Origin of the sequence: Marinicrinis sediminis (genome assembly GCF_042685085.1) — a bacterium.
Lineage (GTDB): Bacteria > Bacillota > Bacilli > Paenibacillales > KCTC-33676 > Marinicrinis > Marinicrinis sediminis.
Window position 1 is genome coordinate 22,418 of the sequence record NZ_JBHUMM010000011.1, and the last position, 18,098, is coordinate 40,515.

Annotated in this window: 14 protein-coding genes; 3 read left to right on the plus strand and 11 right to left on the minus strand. The window is 47.2% G+C overall.

Annotated features, from left to right (window positions below; all coding sequences use genetic code 11):
• Positions 1-115: 115 nt before the first annotated feature.
• A complete protein-coding gene (htpG, locus tag ACFSUC_RS07655; protein ID WP_379928952.1) occupies positions 116-1,996 on the minus strand; it encodes a molecular chaperone HtpG in 1,881 nt (626 codons plus the stop codon).
• Between the two features lie 411 nt (positions 1,997-2,407).
• A complete protein-coding gene (locus ACFSUC_RS07660) occupies positions 2,408-2,959 on the minus strand; it encodes a GNAT family N-acetyltransferase (RefSeq protein WP_379928953.1) in 552 nt (183 codons plus the stop codon).
• 130 nt (positions 2,960-3,089) lie between these two features.
• Here ACFSUC_RS07660 and ACFSUC_RS07665 point away from each other — a divergent pair, with 130 nt between their 5' ends.
• Positions 3,090-3,842 carry a C40 family peptidase gene (locus tag ACFSUC_RS07665; protein ID WP_379928954.1) on the plus strand — a complete coding sequence of 251 codons (753 nt, stop codon included), beginning with the start codon at positions 3,090-3,092 and terminating at the stop codon, positions 3,840-3,842.
• A 70-nt stretch (positions 3,843-3,912) separates the two neighbouring features.
• On the opposite strand, the gene ACFSUC_RS07670 is transcribed toward ACFSUC_RS07665, so the two are convergent.
• The 3 genes from ACFSUC_RS07670 to ACFSUC_RS07680 form a co-directional block, all read right to left on the minus strand.
• The gene (locus ACFSUC_RS07670; protein WP_379928955.1) at positions 3,913-5,340 is read right to left on the minus strand and encodes an NAD-dependent succinate-semialdehyde dehydrogenase; all 1,428 of its coding nucleotides are present in this window, start codon (positions 5,338-5,340) and stop codon (positions 3,913-3,915) included.
• 67 nt (positions 5,341-5,407) lie between these two features.
• Positions 5,408-5,854 (minus strand): DUF1761 domain-containing protein, encoded by a 447-nt coding sequence (locus ACFSUC_RS07675; RefSeq protein ID WP_379928956.1) that lies wholly within the window; start codon positions 5,852-5,854, stop codon positions 5,408-5,410.
• A 17-nt stretch (positions 5,855-5,871) separates the two neighbouring features.
• Positions 5,872-6,822, minus strand: a complete 951-nt coding sequence (locus ACFSUC_RS07680; protein WP_379928957.1) for an AraC family transcriptional regulator — start codon at positions 6,820-6,822, stop codon at positions 5,872-5,874.
• A gap of 174 nt (positions 6,823-6,996) precedes the next feature.
• Here ACFSUC_RS07680 and ACFSUC_RS07685 point away from each other — a divergent pair, with 174 nt between their 5' ends.
• Both ACFSUC_RS07685 and ACFSUC_RS07690 read left to right on the plus strand, forming a co-directional pair.
• Complete coding sequence (locus tag ACFSUC_RS07685; protein ID WP_379928958.1) at positions 6,997-7,689, plus strand: response regulator transcription factor; 693 nt, start codon at positions 6,997-6,999, stop codon at positions 7,687-7,689.
• 27 nt (positions 7,690-7,716) lie between these two features.
• Positions 7,717-9,123: a HAMP domain-containing sensor histidine kinase gene (locus ACFSUC_RS07690; protein WP_379928959.1), complete on the plus strand. Its 1,407-nt coding sequence runs from the start codon at positions 7,717-7,719 to the stop codon at positions 9,121-9,123.
• Here the strand turns inward: ACFSUC_RS07690 and ACFSUC_RS07695 are convergent.
• The 6 genes from ACFSUC_RS07695 to ACFSUC_RS07720 form a co-directional block, all read right to left on the minus strand.
• Positions 9,110-9,325 carry a YwbE family protein gene (locus ACFSUC_RS07695; protein ID WP_379928960.1) on the minus strand — a complete coding sequence of 72 codons (216 nt, stop codon included), beginning with the start codon at positions 9,323-9,325 and terminating at the stop codon, positions 9,110-9,112. The two genes, ACFSUC_RS07690 and ACFSUC_RS07695, sit on opposite strands and share 14 nt — an antisense overlap.
• Positions 9,326-9,584: 259 nt before the next feature.
• The gene (locus ACFSUC_RS07700) at positions 9,585-9,761 is read right to left on the minus strand and encodes a hypothetical protein (protein WP_379928961.1); all 177 of its coding nucleotides are present in this window, start codon (positions 9,759-9,761) and stop codon (positions 9,585-9,587) included.
• 14 nt (positions 9,762-9,775) lie between these two features.
• Positions 9,776-10,660 carry a permease gene (locus ACFSUC_RS07705; RefSeq protein WP_379928962.1) on the minus strand — a complete coding sequence of 295 codons (885 nt, stop codon included), beginning with the start codon at positions 10,658-10,660 and terminating at the stop codon, positions 9,776-9,778.
• A 112-nt stretch (positions 10,661-10,772) separates the two neighbouring features.
• Positions 10,773-11,105, minus strand: coding sequence for an ArsR/SmtB family transcription factor (locus ACFSUC_RS07710; RefSeq protein ID WP_379928964.1), 333 nt, complete (start codon positions 11,103-11,105; stop codon positions 10,773-10,775).
• Between the two features lie 341 nt (positions 11,106-11,446).
• On the minus strand, positions 11,447-12,673 hold the full coding sequence (locus ACFSUC_RS07715; protein WP_379928965.1) for a hypothetical protein: 1,227 nt from the start codon (positions 12,671-12,673) through the stop codon (positions 11,447-11,449).
• A 607-nt stretch (positions 12,674-13,280) separates the two neighbouring features.
• On the minus strand, positions 13,281-18,029 hold the full coding sequence (locus tag ACFSUC_RS07720) for a glycoside hydrolase family 3 N-terminal domain-containing protein (RefSeq protein WP_379928966.1): 4,749 nt from the start codon (positions 18,027-18,029) through the stop codon (positions 13,281-13,283).
• Positions 18,030-18,098: the final 69 nt, after the last annotated feature.

Below are 18,098 nucleotides of genomic sequence, written 5' to 3' on the forward strand. Positions count from 1 at the left end.
CAAGATTCATTCATTGACAAACAAAAGACAAACAAAGACCTGCCCTCCTGTTCGTTCGGGGCAGGTCTTTGAATTTGCATCGCAGATGGCCGTGCAGACGCCTTAAGCCATTCCCTTAAGCCATTACTTTGCAAATATCGTTTGTAAACTGGACAGGGTCTTGAATCGGCAAACCTTCGATTAGCAAAGCCTGATTGTACAGCAGGTGCGTATACAGCTTCAGCTTTTCTTCATCCCCTGTGTGCGCAGATTTGAGGGTGTTGAAGACATCATGGTTGACGTTAATCTCCAGCACTTTATTGGCTTGAACTTCTTGGTTGTTCGGCATCGCATTCAGGATCTTCTCCATCTCAATGGATACATCTCCTTCGGCTGTCAAGCAGACCGGATGAGACTTGAGGCGCTTGGACGCCTTGACGTCCTTGACCTTGCCTTCGAGAATTTCCTTCATGGCTTCGAACAATTCCTTGTGTTCCTTGCCTTTCTCTTCAGCCTGCTGATCCTGTTCATCTGCTTCAATGCCCAGGTCTCCGCTGGATACGGATTTGAATTCCTTCTCTTTGTACTTCATCAGCATTTTGATCGCGAACTCATCCACATCATCCGTGAAGTAAAGAATTTCGAAACCTTTATCTCTGACGAGCTCGGTTTGCGGCATCTTCTCAATACGATCCACCGATTCCCCGACTGCGTAGTAAATATATTTTTGCTCTTCCGGCATGTTGGACACATACTCATCCAGTGAAACAAGCTTTTTCTCATTGGACGAAGTGAACAGAAGCAGGTCCTGCAGTTCTTCCTTCTGCATGCCGTAGTCATTGTAGACACCGAATTTCAGTTGTCTGCCAAACGATTCGTAGAACTTCTCATATTGCTCTCTTTCGTCCTTCAGCATGCTGACGAGCTGGCTCTTGATTTTGTTCTTGATATTTTTGGCGATCAGCTTCAACTGACGATCATGCTGCAACATCTCTCTGGAAATGTTCAGGGACAGATCCTCGGAATCGACCATTCCCTTCACGAAACTGAAATAGTCCGGGAGCAGATCGGCGCACTTGTTCATGATCAGGACGCCATTGGAATACAGCTCCAGCCCTTTCTCGTATTCCTTCGTATAATAATCGAACGGGGTGCTCTCCGGGATGAACAAGATCGCCTGATAGACGGCTGCCCCGTCTGCACTGATGTGAATGTGCTTGAGCGGCTTGTCAAAGCCATAGCGTTTCTCTGCATAAAACGCTGCGTAGTCCTCATCCGTCAGCTCACTCTTGTTCTTGCGCCAGATCGGCACCATGCTGTTGACCGTTTGCTCTTCGGTAAACTCATCAAATTCTTCTTCATTGTCTTCCTTGGGCGCACGAGTTGTGACATCCATCTTGATCGGATAGCGAATGAAATCGGAATATTTCTTGATCACGGTCTTCAAGCGGTATTCGTCCAGAAATTCATCATACTGCTCGTCCTCGGTATTTTCCTTGATCTTGAGCGTAATCTCAGTCCCGACAGCCTCTCTCTCAGCCGGTTTGATGCTATAGCCGTCTGCACCCTTGGAGTGCCATGTATATGCTTCATCGCTGTCCAGTGCCTTACTGACGACGGTGACTTCATCTGCGACCATGAAGGCAGAGTAGAAGCCTACACCGAATTGACCGATGATGTTGTGACCATCCTTTTGCTCGGTCTCCTTCTTGAACGCAAACGATCCGCTCTGGGCAATAACCCCGAGGTTATTCTCCAACTCTTCCTTGTTCATGCCGATACCGGTATCCGTAATCTTGAGAATGCGGTTGTCCTTGTCCGCCTCGATCTTGATATAGTAATCTTCCTTGTTAAACTGGATCGCATCGTCGGTCAGAGCGCGATAATAGATTTTATCAATCGCGTCACTGGAATTGGAAATCAATTCTCTCAGGAAAATTTCTTTCTGCGTATAAATGGAGTTAATCATCATTTCCAATAAACGCTTGGATTCTGCTTTAAACTGCTTCTTCGCCATAAATGGTTCTCCCTCCGTTATGTTCATAAAGTGATTGTTCAACTTCACGGGCTATGTACAGCCCAACTGCCTGCATTGGAAAATAAAGCTTCGTATGGACTGCTTGCCATCTTCCCGGATCATCCTTGCAGTCTCTATGTAATTTTAGCACTCATTGATCCAGAGTGCTAACCCCTACTTTTATATAACATATTCCATTTTTTGATGTCAAGGGATAAGAGGTATTTTGACTGAAAAATGACGCCTACAGAAGATACTTCGAAAGGCGAAGCAGCTGCACTGGTGTATCATTTCCTGAAAATCATCGGAGAACTGTAATCGGAGAACTGTAAGCTGTAAGCAAGGACTGAAATGACGAAAGAGCGTTTCCTCTGCAATAGGAGGAGACGCTCTTTTATTGCTTGCTTCCGTTCAATGGCCGGGATGGATCCAGAAGCGTTTGAACGACTCGCCCGCTTCATCCACATACCCTTCGTCCTCCATTCCACCATGGCGACGTATGGTACGTTCAGAGGCCACGTTATGCGCGTGACAAACCAGCAATATGTCTGAAATTCCCCTGTTTTTTGCGATCTCCAAGGCTTTAGCAAGCAAGATGGTAGCGTATCCTTTGCGCCGCTCTCCGGGTCTAATGCCATAACCGATATGTCCCCCATTCTTCCTCAGCACTGGGGTGAGGGCATGACGGATGTTGACAACGCCTACTATTTTCACCACATTCGTGTCATCCACAAGCCAGTAGGTGGAATTCGTCACCCATCCTTCCGGCAACTTCTCCGGATCTTCGTCATCCTCCAACCTGAGCAGCATGTCCTCAAAGTTCGACGGGTCCCGTTCGATTACCCAGGGTACCATCTTTTCTCCACTTGCCTTCCACTCGTTATAAAAGGAAAGATAAGCGTCCTTGTACATCCGATTCGGCCTGATCAAGCGTACGCCTTGATCTACATTTCGATCTAGCATATGACTTCCTCCTCCGATTAATGAGGTCGATGGATAGCGGGCTGCTTGTTTGCAGGCGCATGGTTCCACGCTCTTCAGGGTATCATACGGACATGTTTTTCCGATGTCAATTGAAATGGAGGGTTCGGAAATGAGCAAGAAACTTGGCCTGTTCATCCTGTTAGGCGCGTTGTACCTTTCGGGCTGTCAGTCAGACGACGCTGAACACATCATGCACGCGACCGATAACAAAATGGATAACCCCGTGATTCTAGCCGAAGATGCAGAGCTTCGAAAAGGGGATCTGGACGTAGAGAAGGTTCTTCCATCCAACATCAACTCTTCCTCCCACACGGAAACAGCTCCTCCGCCTGGCACATCACAGAACCTGTTCCTGTCTACTCGATCCAATGAGCTTCATCAGCCACAAGTGAATCCGGCTATCAAGCCGAAAAACGGGAATTACGCCAACAATGTCATTTCTTTTGGCTTGCATTTTTTAGAAACTCCGTACGAATACGGGTCTGATCGCGATGACCCGCGTACGTTTGACTGTTCAGATTTTACCCGTTATGCGTATCTCGGCGCCTTGGGATTGGAACTGCCCATGGACAGTCGAAGTCAGGCCCGTTATGTGCAGGCTGTCGGGACGGATACGTATACCGATCTGTCTCAGGCTCGTCCAGGAGATCTGTTGTTCTTTATGAGCTATGAAGGATGGCGGGAAGAGGATTATGATGGGATCAATCCGATGTCTGAGCGCATTTCGCATGTCGGCATCTATATGGGAGATGGCAAAATGGTCCATACCGCCAGCAAAAAAACAGGCGGAGTTCGCATTGATGAAGTAGCAGATTCTCATCTGGAGTGGCGTTTTGTACGTGGAGGACGCGTGCTGCCCTAGCAGCAGACAGGCAAACATCCCGGTTTCATAATGAAACCGGGATTTTCATAGTGTGAACATCATGATCCATTCATGACGTTGCAAAGGAAATATATTTGATTTCCAGAAAGTCCTGAATGCCATAATGACCGCCCTCGCGACCGATGCCACTTTCCTTGTATCCACCAAATGGGACTTGGGCAGCAGAGGGTCTGCCGTCATTCAAGCCGACGATGCCATATTCCAGATTTTCGGCTAGATAAAAGGCTTCATCCAGCTGTTCGGTAAAGGCATACGCAGCGAGGCCATAGCTGGTGTTGTTCGCTCTTCGAACCGCTTCCTCCAATGTCTGAAAGCTGGTCATGGCGATGACCGGTCCAAATGTCTCCTCCTGCATGCATAGCATGTCATCCGTCGCATTCGTCAGTACCGTTGGCTTCACCATGTAGCCCGGACCGTCCTCCTGTGTCGTGCCGCCTGTCAGAATGGTGGCGCCTTTTTCCTTGGCATCGGCAATGTGATTCATGACTTTCTCATAAATTTGCTCGTTAATGAGTGGGCCAATGTCTACCCCCTCTTCCATGCCATTCCCGCAAGTTAGCTCAGATACCTTCGACAACAAGGCTTCGGTAAAGGCTTCCATCCTCTCTTCCTGCACGTAAAATCGGTTGGCTGCGATACAGACCTGACCACCGTTGCGGAATTTGGACTGGATAGCCCCTTCCACCGCCTTGTCGATATCGGCATGCTTGCTTACAATAAACGGGGCCTGACCGCCCAGTTCAAGCGACAGTTTCTTCATCGTATCGGCAGCGTCTTTCATCAGTTGTTTGCCTACCTCAATGGAGCCTGTAAAGGTTACTTTGCGTACGCGTGCATCTTGCTGCCAGACTTTCGCAATGTCCTTGGCTTCACCGGTCAGCACATTGACAACTCCCTGCGGTATCCCGGCCTGCTCAGCCAACTGAATGAGCTTAAGTGCGGTGAAAGGGGTCTGTTCGGCTGGCTTCAGCACAACGGTACAGCCCGCTGCCAATGCAGGCGCTATCTTGCGGGTGATCATGGCTGCCGGAAAATTCCACGGCGTAATCGCCGCTACGACACCCACCGGTTCTTTTCTGACCATGAGTGTCTTGCCACTGCTGGAAGGAGGAATCGTCTCTCCGTAAATACGCTTGGCTTCCTCCGCATACCAAGCGATATAGTCATTGGCATATTGCACTTCACCACGTGCTTCCTGGAGGGGCTTGCCTGACTCCAGGGTGATGAGCTTGGCTAATTCGTCGATATGCGCTCTGATCAAATGATGCCATTTCATCAGATATTCATGTCGGTCATAGACTGTGCGTGCAGCCCACTCCGGGAACGCCTCAGCTGCCCCGTCCACTGCCTGCTTGGCTTCCTCCCCGCCTCCTGAAGGCACCGTGCCCAGTACCTCCAATGTCGCTGGATTCAGCACTTTTTTCTTTTTTTCCGTATCCATCCAATGTCCGTTGACATACATTTGTCCATGTAACATGCCTTCAACCTCCTTCATATGGATTTAAACCAATTCAGGAGGTTGTAATCGTACTGCATGCTTCTCTTTAAGCTAGCCAGGCATTGATCAGTCCCAGTATTGTAAAGATGACCAAATGAACCCCAATGGCAATGCGAAGGGTTTTCGTAGATAGTAGTCCAAACATCCAGTTCTTCACATACACCATGGCAATCACAAGTCCGATCATGAACCCGACCCCAATCCCCGTCCATAGTTCTTCTGTCCCCATCGACTGGGTAATGATGCCGACGATAAACGAACTGACAAAGGCCGTAAGTACCGCATACACATACTTTAGGGATCCTTTGGGTATCTGAGTTCCCTCTGAACCCTGAGTTCCCTCCGAACCCTCGTTCGGATTCCTTGTCATGGCACGGTTACGGCCTTGTTTATTCGGTACCACGATGGAGTAATAGATTCCCCCATACAACATATAGACGAATCCACCGATCAAGATGGGCAAATAGTGAATATGGTTCCAGTCAATTAGCATACCTGTCAGGCTCCTTCTTATTTGGGTTCGATGGCAAGTCCAATCGCTTTGATCAGGCATCGAGTAGATAGTGAACCTTCCACCTGTTGCAGTTCAATCCATTCGATCGGATTACTTAAATACCGATAGCCGCTTTTGGGCAGCCAGTAGCTGTACAATTCCGAATAGCACTCGATCAGCCTGCTTCGTTCCCTGTAGTCCACTTTGTCTTCAAATACATAGACCACATGCTTGCCTCCCTGGAACCAAACGATATCGTCTTGATCCATATGGCGCAGCGCTTCTTCGGAAATCTCCACACGGCAATCATAGCGACTTTTCTCCGGAGGGGTAATGTACGGATTACTTCTTGGTATTCCGAACATGAACGTATCCTGCTTGATGAAATCTCTTGAGGTACACCAGTGATAGAGGTCTTCCCAAGCCTGTGGAATTCCTGCTGTGTACGGTCCAATCTTGGTTCGACTTATTGCCTGACAAGCAGGCATCTCCATGATGTTCACCCTGTTCAGATCGAGCCATCTGAATTCATTATACCCGCGGGGTGAGCCGTCTTCTTGCTCATTCTTGCGAAGCTGTTTAGATTTCTTGCGATTATCCTGAGACGCATATTCCCTCGGGAAACGCTCCAGATAGGCTCCTTCCCGCCACTTGCTGGGACTTGTACGGAAGTAGGCCTGAAATGAGTATGTAAAGTAAGACAGCGAAGAGAAGCCACTCATGAGTGCGACCTCCGTTACAGGAATGTCCGGCTCATATATAAGCAGGTGCGCCGCATTTTCCAGACGCAGCCGTTTCATATAGGCGGCTGGTGTTTCGCCAACAATCGCTTTGAACGTACGCTGAAAATGATAGGCCGAATACGTGGAGATCTTCGCGAGCATTTCCAGAGACAGCGGTTCATTCAAATGGTGTTCGATATACCTTAATACCTTGTTGACCTGTTTGAGTGCATCCTGACCTGCCATGCATTCACCCCTCTCTCTAACATGAAGTTCGAACAAATAAACCCGTCCCATACACGGCTTGTTTCTTAAAGAATTCTTAAAATACGGCTTAATGGACTGCCTATTCCATTTTCTGCGAGCCAGATTGTAGTACAATTTACAGGGGAGCCATTCGCGAAGGAGGAGATTCAGATCATGCATCAGGCCCATATTCTCATTGTCGATGATGAACCGCACACCCGTCGGCTTATTGCTATACATATGCGTGAAGCAGGCATGCAATATACAGAAGCCGCGAGCGGACGTGAAGCCCTTTCCTTCCTGGAGGAAGATTTTTTTGATCTGGTCATTCTCGACCTGATGATGGATGACACGGATGGATTACAGGTGCTAAAAGAATTGCACGCCAGACAAATGCATACGCCCCTCATTGTACTCAGTGCCATCACGGAAATTGAGAAGAAGATCGAGACCCTGGGCCTTGGAGCAGATGATTATGTGACCAAGCCTTTCATCCCGAGTGAACTGACTGCTCGTGTGATCGCCAACATTCGCCGCAGTCGCCATCCCTTCTCCTCGACCAGCATGCATTGCATTCAATACGGTCCCATCCGGCTCAACAAAAGATCTCTGACGGTTGAAATTCATGGGGTCGCGCATGCTCTGTCCCAAACCGAATGTGATCTGTTGTCTGTATTTCTGCAACAACCGGGGCATACCTTCACCAAGGAAGAAATATATGAAGCAGTCTGGAAGCATGATCACTTTGATGCGAACAATTTAAGCGTGTATATTAACTACTTGCGCAAAAAAATAGAGGACGATCCCAAATCTCCGCAATATATTCAAACCATATGGGGGATTGGCTATCGTCTTCTGGAGGTCTGATATGAAGCCGTCTTCTGGAGGTCTGATATGAAGCTTTCTCTGAAATTATGGCTTTATTTTATTATGAGCAGCCTGGTGGCGGTTCTGTTGTTTTTCAGTCTGGTCCTTACACTCGGCAAGCTATCTTCAACGGGATACACGGATGAGACACTCGCCTCTCTTGCTGCTGACATCATCGAAGAACTGGAGGTTGCCGGTGCCGAGCCATCCAGTCTGGCAGCCTTGATGGAGAAGCATCAGGCCAAGCATCCTGCCCTGGAATTTGAGTGGCTGAATACCTCGAGACAAATCCTGTATTCATCCAATAGTCGCAGCCACCCCTACCCGTTTACTGAATTCAGCGAGCTGTTTGTCGGGGCTCCTTTCAACCTGTGGTCACCGGAGCAGCCTATTCATCTGATCTATTCAGCCAAGAGCCGCGAACAGGTGTATTACCTGCTGATGCACGTCCCCAATGAAGCCATGCAGGAAAGGCAGGTTCATATCTATATCCGAGAATGGTCTCTCCTTACGATTCTGACCCTGATGGTCCCGTTTCTTGTTTTTATCATCACGCCCTATTTTTTCACTTATTTCTTTTTCCGTTCATTAAGGAAACGACTACATCGGTTAAACGAAGGATTGTCCAATACGACGCTGGTTCAACAAATCGAGATTGAAGATACGTCCAAAGATGAGATCGGACAGCTTGCCCGGCACTTCAATGCCATGTCCAAGCGCATTCAGGAGCAGGTAGCCCTTATTCAACAGCAGGAGAACAAGCGCAAGACGTTGATTTCGAATCTGTCGCATGATTTGCGGACACCATTGACCCATATTCTCGGCTATGCGGACACCATCAGCAAAGGGCTGTATCGCAATGAGGGCGAGTTGCAGGCTCACGCGGAGGTCATCGTGCTTCGGTCGCAGTACATGGAGAAGCTGATTCACACCCTGTTTGAAGTGTCCAAGCTCGATTTGCATGGCATTGAGCTGAAAAAACAGCCTACTGCATTACCCAAAATTCTCCGTAAAACGTTAGCGGAGTATTTGCCTTTACTGGAGTTGCACCAGTTCGAGACGAACCTATACATACCGGATATCTCCACCCCGCTCGTGGTGGACCCGCACTTAATCGAAAGAGCGCTGCGCAACCTGCTGGACAATGTTCTGTCCTATGGAGCCAGTGGAAAGTATCTCGAAGTGGCCTACCAGGAAGCACAGACACATGTGGAAATCTCCATTGCAGATCGTGGCAAAGGTATTGCAGCGGAACACTTGCCCTACTTGTTTGACCGATTTTATCAGGGCAGCCAAAATCGGAAAAGTCAGAACTTTGGCCTTGGGCTCTCCATCGTCAAGGAAATCGTATCCGCTCACGAAGGAGAAGTGACCGTCACCAGCATCCCTCATCAGGAAACCCGATTCACCTTGATTTTGCCTAAGTCGGAATGATCTCCTTTACCCTGCCCACCACTCCGCTGGTCAATCTGACTTTAATGCCGTGAGGGTGCTGAGGAGATTTCGTTAATATGTTCTGCACAGTGCCTTCTGTCAAAGCACCTGATCGCTGATCTTGTTTCTGTACCACTCTCACTTTCAATCTTGGCTGAATCTGTTCCCGAATGGTACCGGACTGTTTTCCTTCTGTCGTCATCAATTTTCCTCCTGTTCCGTTTCCCTAATCAGTTTCCCTATTTATAGCATGAAAAAAGAAACATCTGCAAATAGGCAGGTGTTTCTTTTGTTTGATCATCTCTGCGGTCTTTCTTGGCATGTTCCCCTTTTGTGCTCTCTGTGTGTACAATGTTCGGTACGCTTGGGTACTCTTTGTGTACGACACTGGGTGCTCTGTTTTGTTATCTGATTATACTCTGCTTTGATGCGATTCCTGCTAACTCTCTCTGGTTTGAGGCTTAGTTTTCGCTGATCTCTTTGTCGATGTTTTTCCCCTTGTTGACTTTTCCCTTGTCCTGGTTCCGATCTTGGGACACGTTCGGGTCTACTTCTTCAAATTCGACGCTACAGCATGCCTTCTTATTCTTGGAAGGTTTCGAGAACCACTTTTTCAGACGAGAGGATGATTCAGACATATCATTCACCTCCTTCACAGGATCATTTGCATGATCAGGCCTGTACTCGTAGCTACGAACAAAATCGATACCACAAAGGCGATCACTAATTTTTTGTGAAACAGCTTGCTGAGCAGCACAACTTCGGGAATACTTGCTCCTGCACCGCCGATCAACAAGGCCATAACCGCACCGACGCCCATCCCCTTGCCCACCAAAGCATCCCCGATAGGCAGTATGGCTTCCGCACGAATATACATCGGAATGCCGATGATGGAGGCGATTGGAATCGTCCACAGCTTGTCGCTGCCCGCATAGGTCATGACAAAATCTGCCGGAATAAAATTATGAATGAGCGCCCCGATGACGACGCCGACCAGCAAAAACGGTAGCAGGGGATAAAAAAAGGCCCAGGCATCTTGAAGCGCTCTTCTCCATCCAGATAGCGAAGCACCCTCTTCTGAATGTACGCTTCGTCTGACTCTGACCGACTTAACCGCATGCCGGAAGCCCAGCCGGTCCCACACCACACCGACCAGAATGGAAAAAAAGGTAATCATCAGCACATACATCAAGGTTAGCTTCCAGCCGAGTAGCGACCCTAATAACGCGACCACGACGGGATTCATAAGCGGAGAAGCAATCAGAAAGGACATGGACGGACCAAATGGTGCGTTCGACGACAGTAAGCCAGCCAATATCGGGATCGTGGAACAGGAGCAAAACGGGGTGAGAGCGCCCAATCCGGTGCCATACAGATAACCGAGCCACTTGTTCGGTCGATGCAAAATACGGGTAATCCGTTCCTCTGGCACCTTTTGCTGCAGCCAGCTCACCAAAAAACTGATCAAAATAAACAGCGCCGACAACTCTATGAACAAAATCAAAAAGCTCATCAGAAAATCCAACACCCGTTGCATATAGACTCTACTCCTTTGCCGTTTAGGTCGTTCAAATATGTATGATGCGGATCTAAACATCAAATAAAATTGATATTTATATCAAAAAAAATTGATGGTACACACAAAAAAATTATTCTTTTGGCGGATAAAAGATGCAGCACAATTGCTCGGATATCAGACCTCTGACTTCGTCCTTGTTTAAACGGTAATAATGCCACGTGCCAATTTTTTCTCTCTCTATCATATTCACATCTAATAATATTTTCAGATGATAGGACAATTTGGATTGTGGCAAGCCCGTAATCTCGGTTAAATCACAGACACATACCTGCCCTCTCTGGTTGAGTTCATACATGATTTTCAGCCGAAGCTGGTCAGCCAATGCTTTGAACTTGGCCTCGTAAGCGATGAACATCTCTTGTTGTGGAATAACGGTTGTACGGTCAGCTTGAAGCTTCGTCATCCGCTCACGCTCCTTACATCAATTTTTTTTGATATATAATTATTATACACCTATCGGGCAGGAATGCAATCCTTTGAATTAATCATCTGTTTGAGATTAGTTGATTCAATTCAATAAGAGAATCTTTTATTTCGCTCAACGTCATCGCGATAACTATCATACATATTGTGATTGTAACCATACATATCACACCCACAACTATCATTTGTCGATTTGACACTTTTATCACCTTCCTCGATCTGCTTTTTTAATAATTGATTAAGAGAGGAGAATGTGTAACTCCTCTCTTATTTTTCTGTACCCAGCATGACTCAATATGTGAAATTTAGGCTTAAACGATATTAATAATAATATCGGTAGTCGTAACTATAATTCCAAGTGCGAATTTGACTTTGATAGTCAAAATGCAATGTATTTACAATGTCTACAGCAGCGAGGGATTCACCAGCCGAAACCCATGCGCTTCCAGGTTTTACTCTTTCCGGATTGTGGAGATAACTACTCCAAAACCGAGCCTCTGTAAACTCCCAACTAACTGTATCACTACTCTGACTTCCTGATGCATCTACATCCACATCATCATTCGTTGAAAAGTTCCATGATATTCCCCAAGGTAGATTAACAGAAAAATTCTGTTTGTCAGAAGTATCTCCAGGAGACCAATCTTGTAAATCATCTACTGAGTATGGCAATGAGTGTTTAGCTTTCATCATAACCGGATCTGCACCATGAAAAGTTTCCACTTCCATATGATCTTCTATAGCGAAGTAATCATCGGATGTAGTTTCATCTTGATCTTGAACTAAATAATAATCCATCTCCATGGTAGCAATCTCTTTACTTCCGATAAAATAAGAACCACCTATATCAAGTTGATGATCTACTCTTGTATCTGCTGACGCAACATTTTTAGATATAAACGAGTTCTTTTTTTGTATCTTTTTATTAATATGGTTAACTATTGAAGCAGCAAATTTAGCAGTTGTTTTACTTCCTTCTTCAACAAACAGATCAGACAAATAGGGAATTGTTTTCCCATTAGAGTCCGTGTACACACCTACCACATCAAATTTTCTGTGGACTGTTTTTCTTAACTCTTCATTTACTGCATGCTCCAAATCTCTCTCAGATAATTTTTTTGTTCTTAAAGCTTTTACTATCTTATCCTTTTCTGGTGTTGGAAAGATCTCAATTCCAAAAATCTCGTTTGCTTCAGATCTAGACACTCCACCATACACATATACCGCTTTACCGGAGTTGGCCTTTTCAGACAATATATTACGCTGATTCAATGCATCATATTTATTGATTATAATCACGTCATCCATATTATTTATGTCATCAACTTTCGTGATCTCATGTAATATTATATTTTTATCCATTGATTTTCCTTTTAATGATTCAATTTTTTCTTTTACTCCCAAGGTATTATTTTGTGTCATTTTACTATCAATCACACTAATTTCAATTGGATCAGATCCATATGAAGGACTAATGTTAATGGGTATTGCTAACATGGTCATTATTAACATTGCAAAAGTAAAGTTAGATATTTTTTTCTTTATCAACTAAAAACACTCCCTCTTAGATTAATGATTTCCTCGCATATACTTCATAATTAGTGATTTCTCAAATTCACATTGCATATAAATGGCTCATTTCATTCAAAGTAAGCGCCTTTTATTACTACAAAAATCAAGCCACCAGTTAAGAGTATCCATGATGAATGCAAGTCACTTTGGCTTCCCAAAACGATTACAACTGAATCCTATTTATGCTTTGGCCAACTATACTTGACTTAAGTCAAACTTTAATTACACATAATGATGATGGTTTTCTATAGTAAGTTAATCTTATCCGCTCCTCCAATACTGAAAAATATAAACGGGATAACCAAACATGGATTTAGGCAGCGTTTATTATTTCACCCCCATCAATCTATAACTTATAGAAAAAAACCTAAGATCCTCCCTTTTTATCCAAAATAGTATTTTAGAACTAATATAAGAGATCTAACTAGCTAATTATCCTTATATAGGATTAAATACACAATTTAGTTCCTGTAGTATGCTATAAAATTATCATTCCTACCTTTAGTGATTTAATTTACAAACGTAAAAAAGCTGCCAGACAGGATCATATGAAGATCCTGCTGACAGCTTGTGGTGAGGTAGATTATGGTTGCGGGATCAGTTCGAAATTGTCGAAGGCTGCCCAGTTGCCTGCGAGCGCATCCGCCCAGACGCCTACTTCGATCTGTCCATTTGTAACTTGGATATTATCAATCGTATATTTCGTCCATATGCCAGAGGCATCCGATTTGATCTCTGCAATTCTCTCAGAACCTCCATACCCGCTGGCATACAGATGAATCGAGCGTTGACCGCCGCCGGAACGCACCCATGCACTGAAGCGATACGTACCATTTGCCAGCGTCACGTTCTGGCTAAGCAGTTGCTTGTAATCCGATGCTGCCCAGTAAGTCAGCTTGTGAGTGCCATTATACGGCTGATCCGTATCGACCGCTACCGCAGAAATACCATTGTTCCAGGTGGTCCAGCTGGTCAGGTTTCCTGTTTCAAACCCGGCGTTAGCCAACAGATTGCCATTGTTCGGAGCAGGTTGAGGGATAAACTCCAGCCTGTTCAGGTTCCAACCGCTGGCAGCTGCCTGTACCCTCAGGGTGGTGACGCCTGCACTTAAGGTCACATCCTTGGAGATGGTCTGCCAGGATTGCCAGCCTCCTGTATTCGGCACATCATAAGTAGCAAGGGTCGATGTACCATTTTTCAGTTGAATCGCACCTGTCGCACCCGTTGCACTCGCTACACGCAAGCGAACCTTGTACGTCCCAGCATACGGAACATTGACTCGGTAATCTGCCCAGTCTCCGGCATCAATATAGCCCAGATTGAAGCCGCCATTGATATCGGAGGTCGGTTCAACCAGCATGCCGGAAGAAGCGTTGTTGTTTTCCGCTTCGAAGTGACCCGGAAGCTCTTTCGTATGAAGAGGATCGGTATTCAATCCGTATCCAAACGGGAAGAGCGGTGTATAATTTGTATCGCCTGCGTTGGACTTGATCGCATTGCCGTTAAAGCTTGATGGCCATGTCACCGGCAGTTTTCCGGTAAAGCCATAATCTCCGAACAGCACATCAGCCAAACCTTCTCCTTGCGTACCAGGCAACCAGGCTGCCACGAAAGCATCCCAATCCGCCAATTGACTGGCAATGTTCATCGGACGACCGGACAACATGACGACTACCGTTGGAATACCCGAGTTTTTCACTTCTTGCAGAATGTTCTGATCCGCCATGGACCAGCCGCTGCTTAGATCCAGATTAGCAAGTGGCTGTCCGGTTCCAACGTCACCATTCATCTCTGCATACGGATTTTCCCCGACCACGACGATCGCCACATCATGACCCGTCGCTCCCTGACCGGTTAAGGAGTATGTCACATTGGACGGGTTCGTCACTGTGCTTTGTATCCCCTCCAGAATGGTTGTACCTGGGGTCACATACCCGGTTGCCCCTTGCCAGCCAATGGTCCATCCACCAGCTTGGTATCCGATATCATCGGCTTTCACACCTGCAACGAAAACTTTTGCATCTTTGGATAGTGGCAGCAGATGATCTTCATTTTTGAGCAACGTGGCCGACTTTCGAACCGCTTCTCTTGCAATCTCGCGGTGCGTCGTGCCTCCAAATGTGTTGCCGCTCAGCAAGGTGCGATCTGTATACGGGTTTTCAAATACCCCCGCTTCAAATTTAACGCGCAGAATGCGGCTGACCGCATCATCAATGCGAGCTTGACTCACTTGACCTGAGTTGACCAAATTTTCAAGCGTGCCAATGAAATCCTTGCTCTTCCAGTAATCCGGCTCCATGAACATATCGATACCGGCATTGACGGCTGTTTTGACGGCTGTTGTATAATCCGACGTGTTCACACGATTGGCTCCATTCCAGTCGGATACCACAATCCCGGTAAAGCCCAAGTCTCCCTTCAGCACGTCGGTAATCAGATGCGTATTGCCATGCGTAGGCTGTCCGAAAATGGTTCCCAAATGAATCATGATAGATCGAACGCCTGCTTCAATCGCCTTCTCATATGGACGGATAAACGGTTGGAGCTCGGAATCCGTCATCGGGGTTTCTCCCTGATCGTCTCCATTGTTCGTGTTGCCGTCACCCACCCAGTGCTTGGCAGTCGCAACAAGGTGCTCACCCTTCATGAAGTCAGGATCTGAAGGAAGTCCTTGCAGTCCTTCGGTATAAGCCACACCCATTTCACTGACGAGCTGCGGACTCTCAGAGAACCCTTCATAGGTTCTTCCCCAACGATCATCCTGCGGGGCGCATAAACATGGCGCGAAGTCCCAGTTAATTCCGGTCGTTCTTACTTCTTTGGCTGTAGCAGATGCAATCTGTTTCACCAGATTGGTATCGCGTGTCGCACCCAGTCCGATATTATGAGGGAAGATCGTAGCGCCATAGACGTTATTGTGTCCGTGAACAGCATCCACCCCGTACAGGATCGGGATTTGCAGTCTGGTCTGCAAGGCCGCATTTTGAAATTGATCTACTGTGTTTGCCCAGGCATTGGCGGTGTTTGGCACAGGCGCAGATCCGCCTCCGCTCAGTACAGAGCCAATACTGTTCAACTTGACATCGGTCGGGCTTGTATTCACTCTTTCTACCTGAAGCATCTGACCTATCTTCTCTTTCAGTGTCATGCGAGACATGAGGTCGTTGACCCGTGCATCAACACTGAGCGATGGATTCAGATAAGGCAGACCGGAAGCCACGATCGGAGTCGGTTGATCCGAATATACGTTAAATTCAGCAATCGACCACCATTTGGTTGTACTGCTGCCGGTTTGAACGAAACGAATGTACCGTGCGCTCTGCTGAGGAACAGGGAGCACCATCTTGTTGCCGAAGCCATCCCCGCTTCGCAGTGTCGTCCAGGTGGACCCATTATTGGACACCTGAAGCTCAAATCCTACCGGAAAATCGGTATCCGCAGAGGCAGGCGTCTCAATGGACACCTGGTTAAAGGTCTTCACTCCACCCATATCTACCTGGAACCATTGTCCATTTGCCTGATCGGCCCCTGTGCTCCATCGCGTATTTTCATTGTCATCCAGTGCGTTGGCCGCAGAGCCTCCCTGTTCCGTGACAGAAGCAGTAGCCACCCAGCCGTCTTTTGGAAGCGGGAATTTCGCTGGCAGCACATCACCAGTCGCAAATTGAGTCAGTACGTTTTTGAAATTCGTGTTTTCCTGGAAAAAGCTTGTGGCATATTTTTGCCATTTGGATGAAATTGTGGCCATACTGTCGCGGTTAATGTCCGGGATTGGATTGTTGTTGGTATTGTAAATGCCCCAGTTTCCACCACCGCCATCTTGCATCGTTCCCCGTACTTTATACGTCCAGTTCGTCCAGGACACGTTCATTTCATTCATCGCGGACATCCATTTCGCCCACAAGTCTTCGAAGAAGTACAAGCTATATTCACCCATGAGTACCGGTACTTGCCACTCTCGCTGCGTGTCCGCCACCATGCGTATTTTCGTATCGATCAGATCATTCTGGGCATGCCAGTTTTTCGGCTCACTCATCGCATACGGATGAGCGGTATACATGACATTCTCCCAGCCATACTCCCACGGTGCTGCGGTTGCATCCAGATTCCCCAGGGAACCGAGAATAATCATATGATCCGGGTCGATCGCTCTGACTTCATCATACAAACGATCGAGCAATGCATTTTTCTGTTGCTGTTGGGCCGGGGTTTCAGGAAAACCGAGCACAGGCTCGTTAATGAGCTCATAGGCGGCAATCGTCGGATTGTTTTTGAAGTGGGTCGCAACTCCCTTCCACACTTCAACAGCCAGATCCTGATAAGCCGGTGTGGTCCACAGTCGATTCGGATTCGGACCTGCCTGTCCACTGCTTGCCCATGGGCTTGCTCCGCCCGGTGCAGCATGCAGATCCAGGATCACATACAGTCCTCTCTGTTCCGCTTGTTGAACTACCCAGTCCAGTTGATCCCAGGCCCCTGTTTTCCAGTTGCCATTCTCATCGATAAGCTCCAGCCAGCCAAATGGCACACGAATGACATTCATGCCCATCGCCTGTACCTGATCGATATCACTGGTTTGAATCCATGCATTCTGATAGTCATCAATAAGTGCATCAGCGGCTGCTTCACCAAATCTCGCATAAAGCGCCTGCCTTACACTGTAATCATCACCCATATGGACATTAAACTCGGCAATCGACCACCAGTTTGGTGAGCTGCCGGTTTGATACACCAGAATATATCGCGCTACCTGCACGTCAAAGGTCAGCAGTGTTTCTTGTCCACTTCCTGTGCCGCTCGCGATATCTGTCCAATTGACGCCATCCGCAGATACCTGCACGAGGTAGCCTGCCGGATAATCTCCCGTATTGGGACCTGCGTCAATGGAAATCTGGTCGAAGGTCGTCTGCGCCCCCAGATCTACCTGGAACCACTGGCCATTCGTTTGAGCGGCGCCATTGCTCCATCTCGTATTGATATTTCCATCAATGGCATTGGCCACGCTCTCGTTCACATCGGTAGAAGAAGCTGAGATGCTCCAGCCGGTGCGGTCTAGCGCGCCGTAACCGTTCGGAGACATCCAGCCTTCCTGTACAAGCCATCCACCAAAATTCGTACCTCTTAATGTGACAATCTCACCTGTACCGGATTGATTGCGAATGACCGTACCATCTGTTTTCAGGAAATCTGCCGAGGTCATTGCCGCTTCCGCCACATTGGACGGCGGCAGTGAAACGACAGTCAGTTGTACAACCATGGCCAAGCACAACCCTAACGGCACACACTTGGCTAGCAGTTTGGAAAACCCGGAAAACTTGAAAAGATTCGTCATCAAATTCCTCCTTCAATATGTTTGCGCTTACATTTTGTATAGTGAGAAACCCCGCTCCGTTTTCCCGGC

What these genes read in the sequence shown, in the direction of transcription:
- htpG (WP_379928952.1), bottom strand. Translation starts at nt 1,996, where the DNA reads ATGGCGAAGAAGCAGTTTAAAGCAGAATCCAAGCGTTTATTGGAAATG.
- ACFSUC_RS07660 (WP_379928953.1), bottom strand. Translation starts at nt 2,959, where the DNA reads ATGCTAGATCGAAATGTAGATCAAGGCGTACGCTTGATCAGGCCGAAT.
- ACFSUC_RS07665 (WP_379928954.1), top strand. Translation starts at nt 3,090, where the DNA reads ATGAGCAAGAAACTTGGCCTGTTCATCCTGTTAGGCGCGTTGTACCTT.
- ACFSUC_RS07670 (WP_379928955.1), bottom strand. Translation starts at nt 5,340, where the DNA reads ATGTTACATGGACAAATGTATGTCAACGGACATTGGATGGATACGGAA.
- ACFSUC_RS07675 (WP_379928956.1), bottom strand. Translation starts at nt 5,854, where the DNA reads ATGCTAATTGACTGGAACCATATTCACTATTTGCCCATCTTGATCGGT.
- ACFSUC_RS07680 (WP_379928957.1), bottom strand. Translation starts at nt 6,822, where the DNA reads ATGGCAGGTCAGGATGCACTCAAACAGGTCAACAAGGTATTAAGGTAT.
- ACFSUC_RS07685 (WP_379928958.1), top strand. Translation starts at nt 6,997, where the DNA reads ATGCATCAGGCCCATATTCTCATTGTCGATGATGAACCGCACACCCGT.
- ACFSUC_RS07690 (WP_379928959.1), top strand. Translation starts at nt 7,717, where the DNA reads ATGAAGCTTTCTCTGAAATTATGGCTTTATTTTATTATGAGCAGCCTG.
- ACFSUC_RS07695 (WP_379928960.1), bottom strand. Translation starts at nt 9,325, where the DNA reads ATGACGACAGAAGGAAAACAGTCCGGTACCATTCGGGAACAGATTCAG.
- ACFSUC_RS07700 (WP_379928961.1), bottom strand. Translation starts at nt 9,761, where the DNA reads ATGTCTGAATCATCCTCTCGTCTGAAAAAGTGGTTCTCGAAACCTTCC.
- ACFSUC_RS07705 (WP_379928962.1), bottom strand. Translation starts at nt 10,660, where the DNA reads ATGCAACGGGTGTTGGATTTTCTGATGAGCTTTTTGATTTTGTTCATA.
- ACFSUC_RS07710 (WP_379928964.1), bottom strand. Translation starts at nt 11,105, where the DNA reads ATGACGAAGCTTCAAGCTGACCGTACAACCGTTATTCCACAACAAGAG.
- ACFSUC_RS07720 (WP_379928966.1), bottom strand. Translation starts at nt 18,029, where the DNA reads ATGACGAATCTTTTCAAGTTTTCCGGGTTTTCCAAACTGCTAGCCAAG.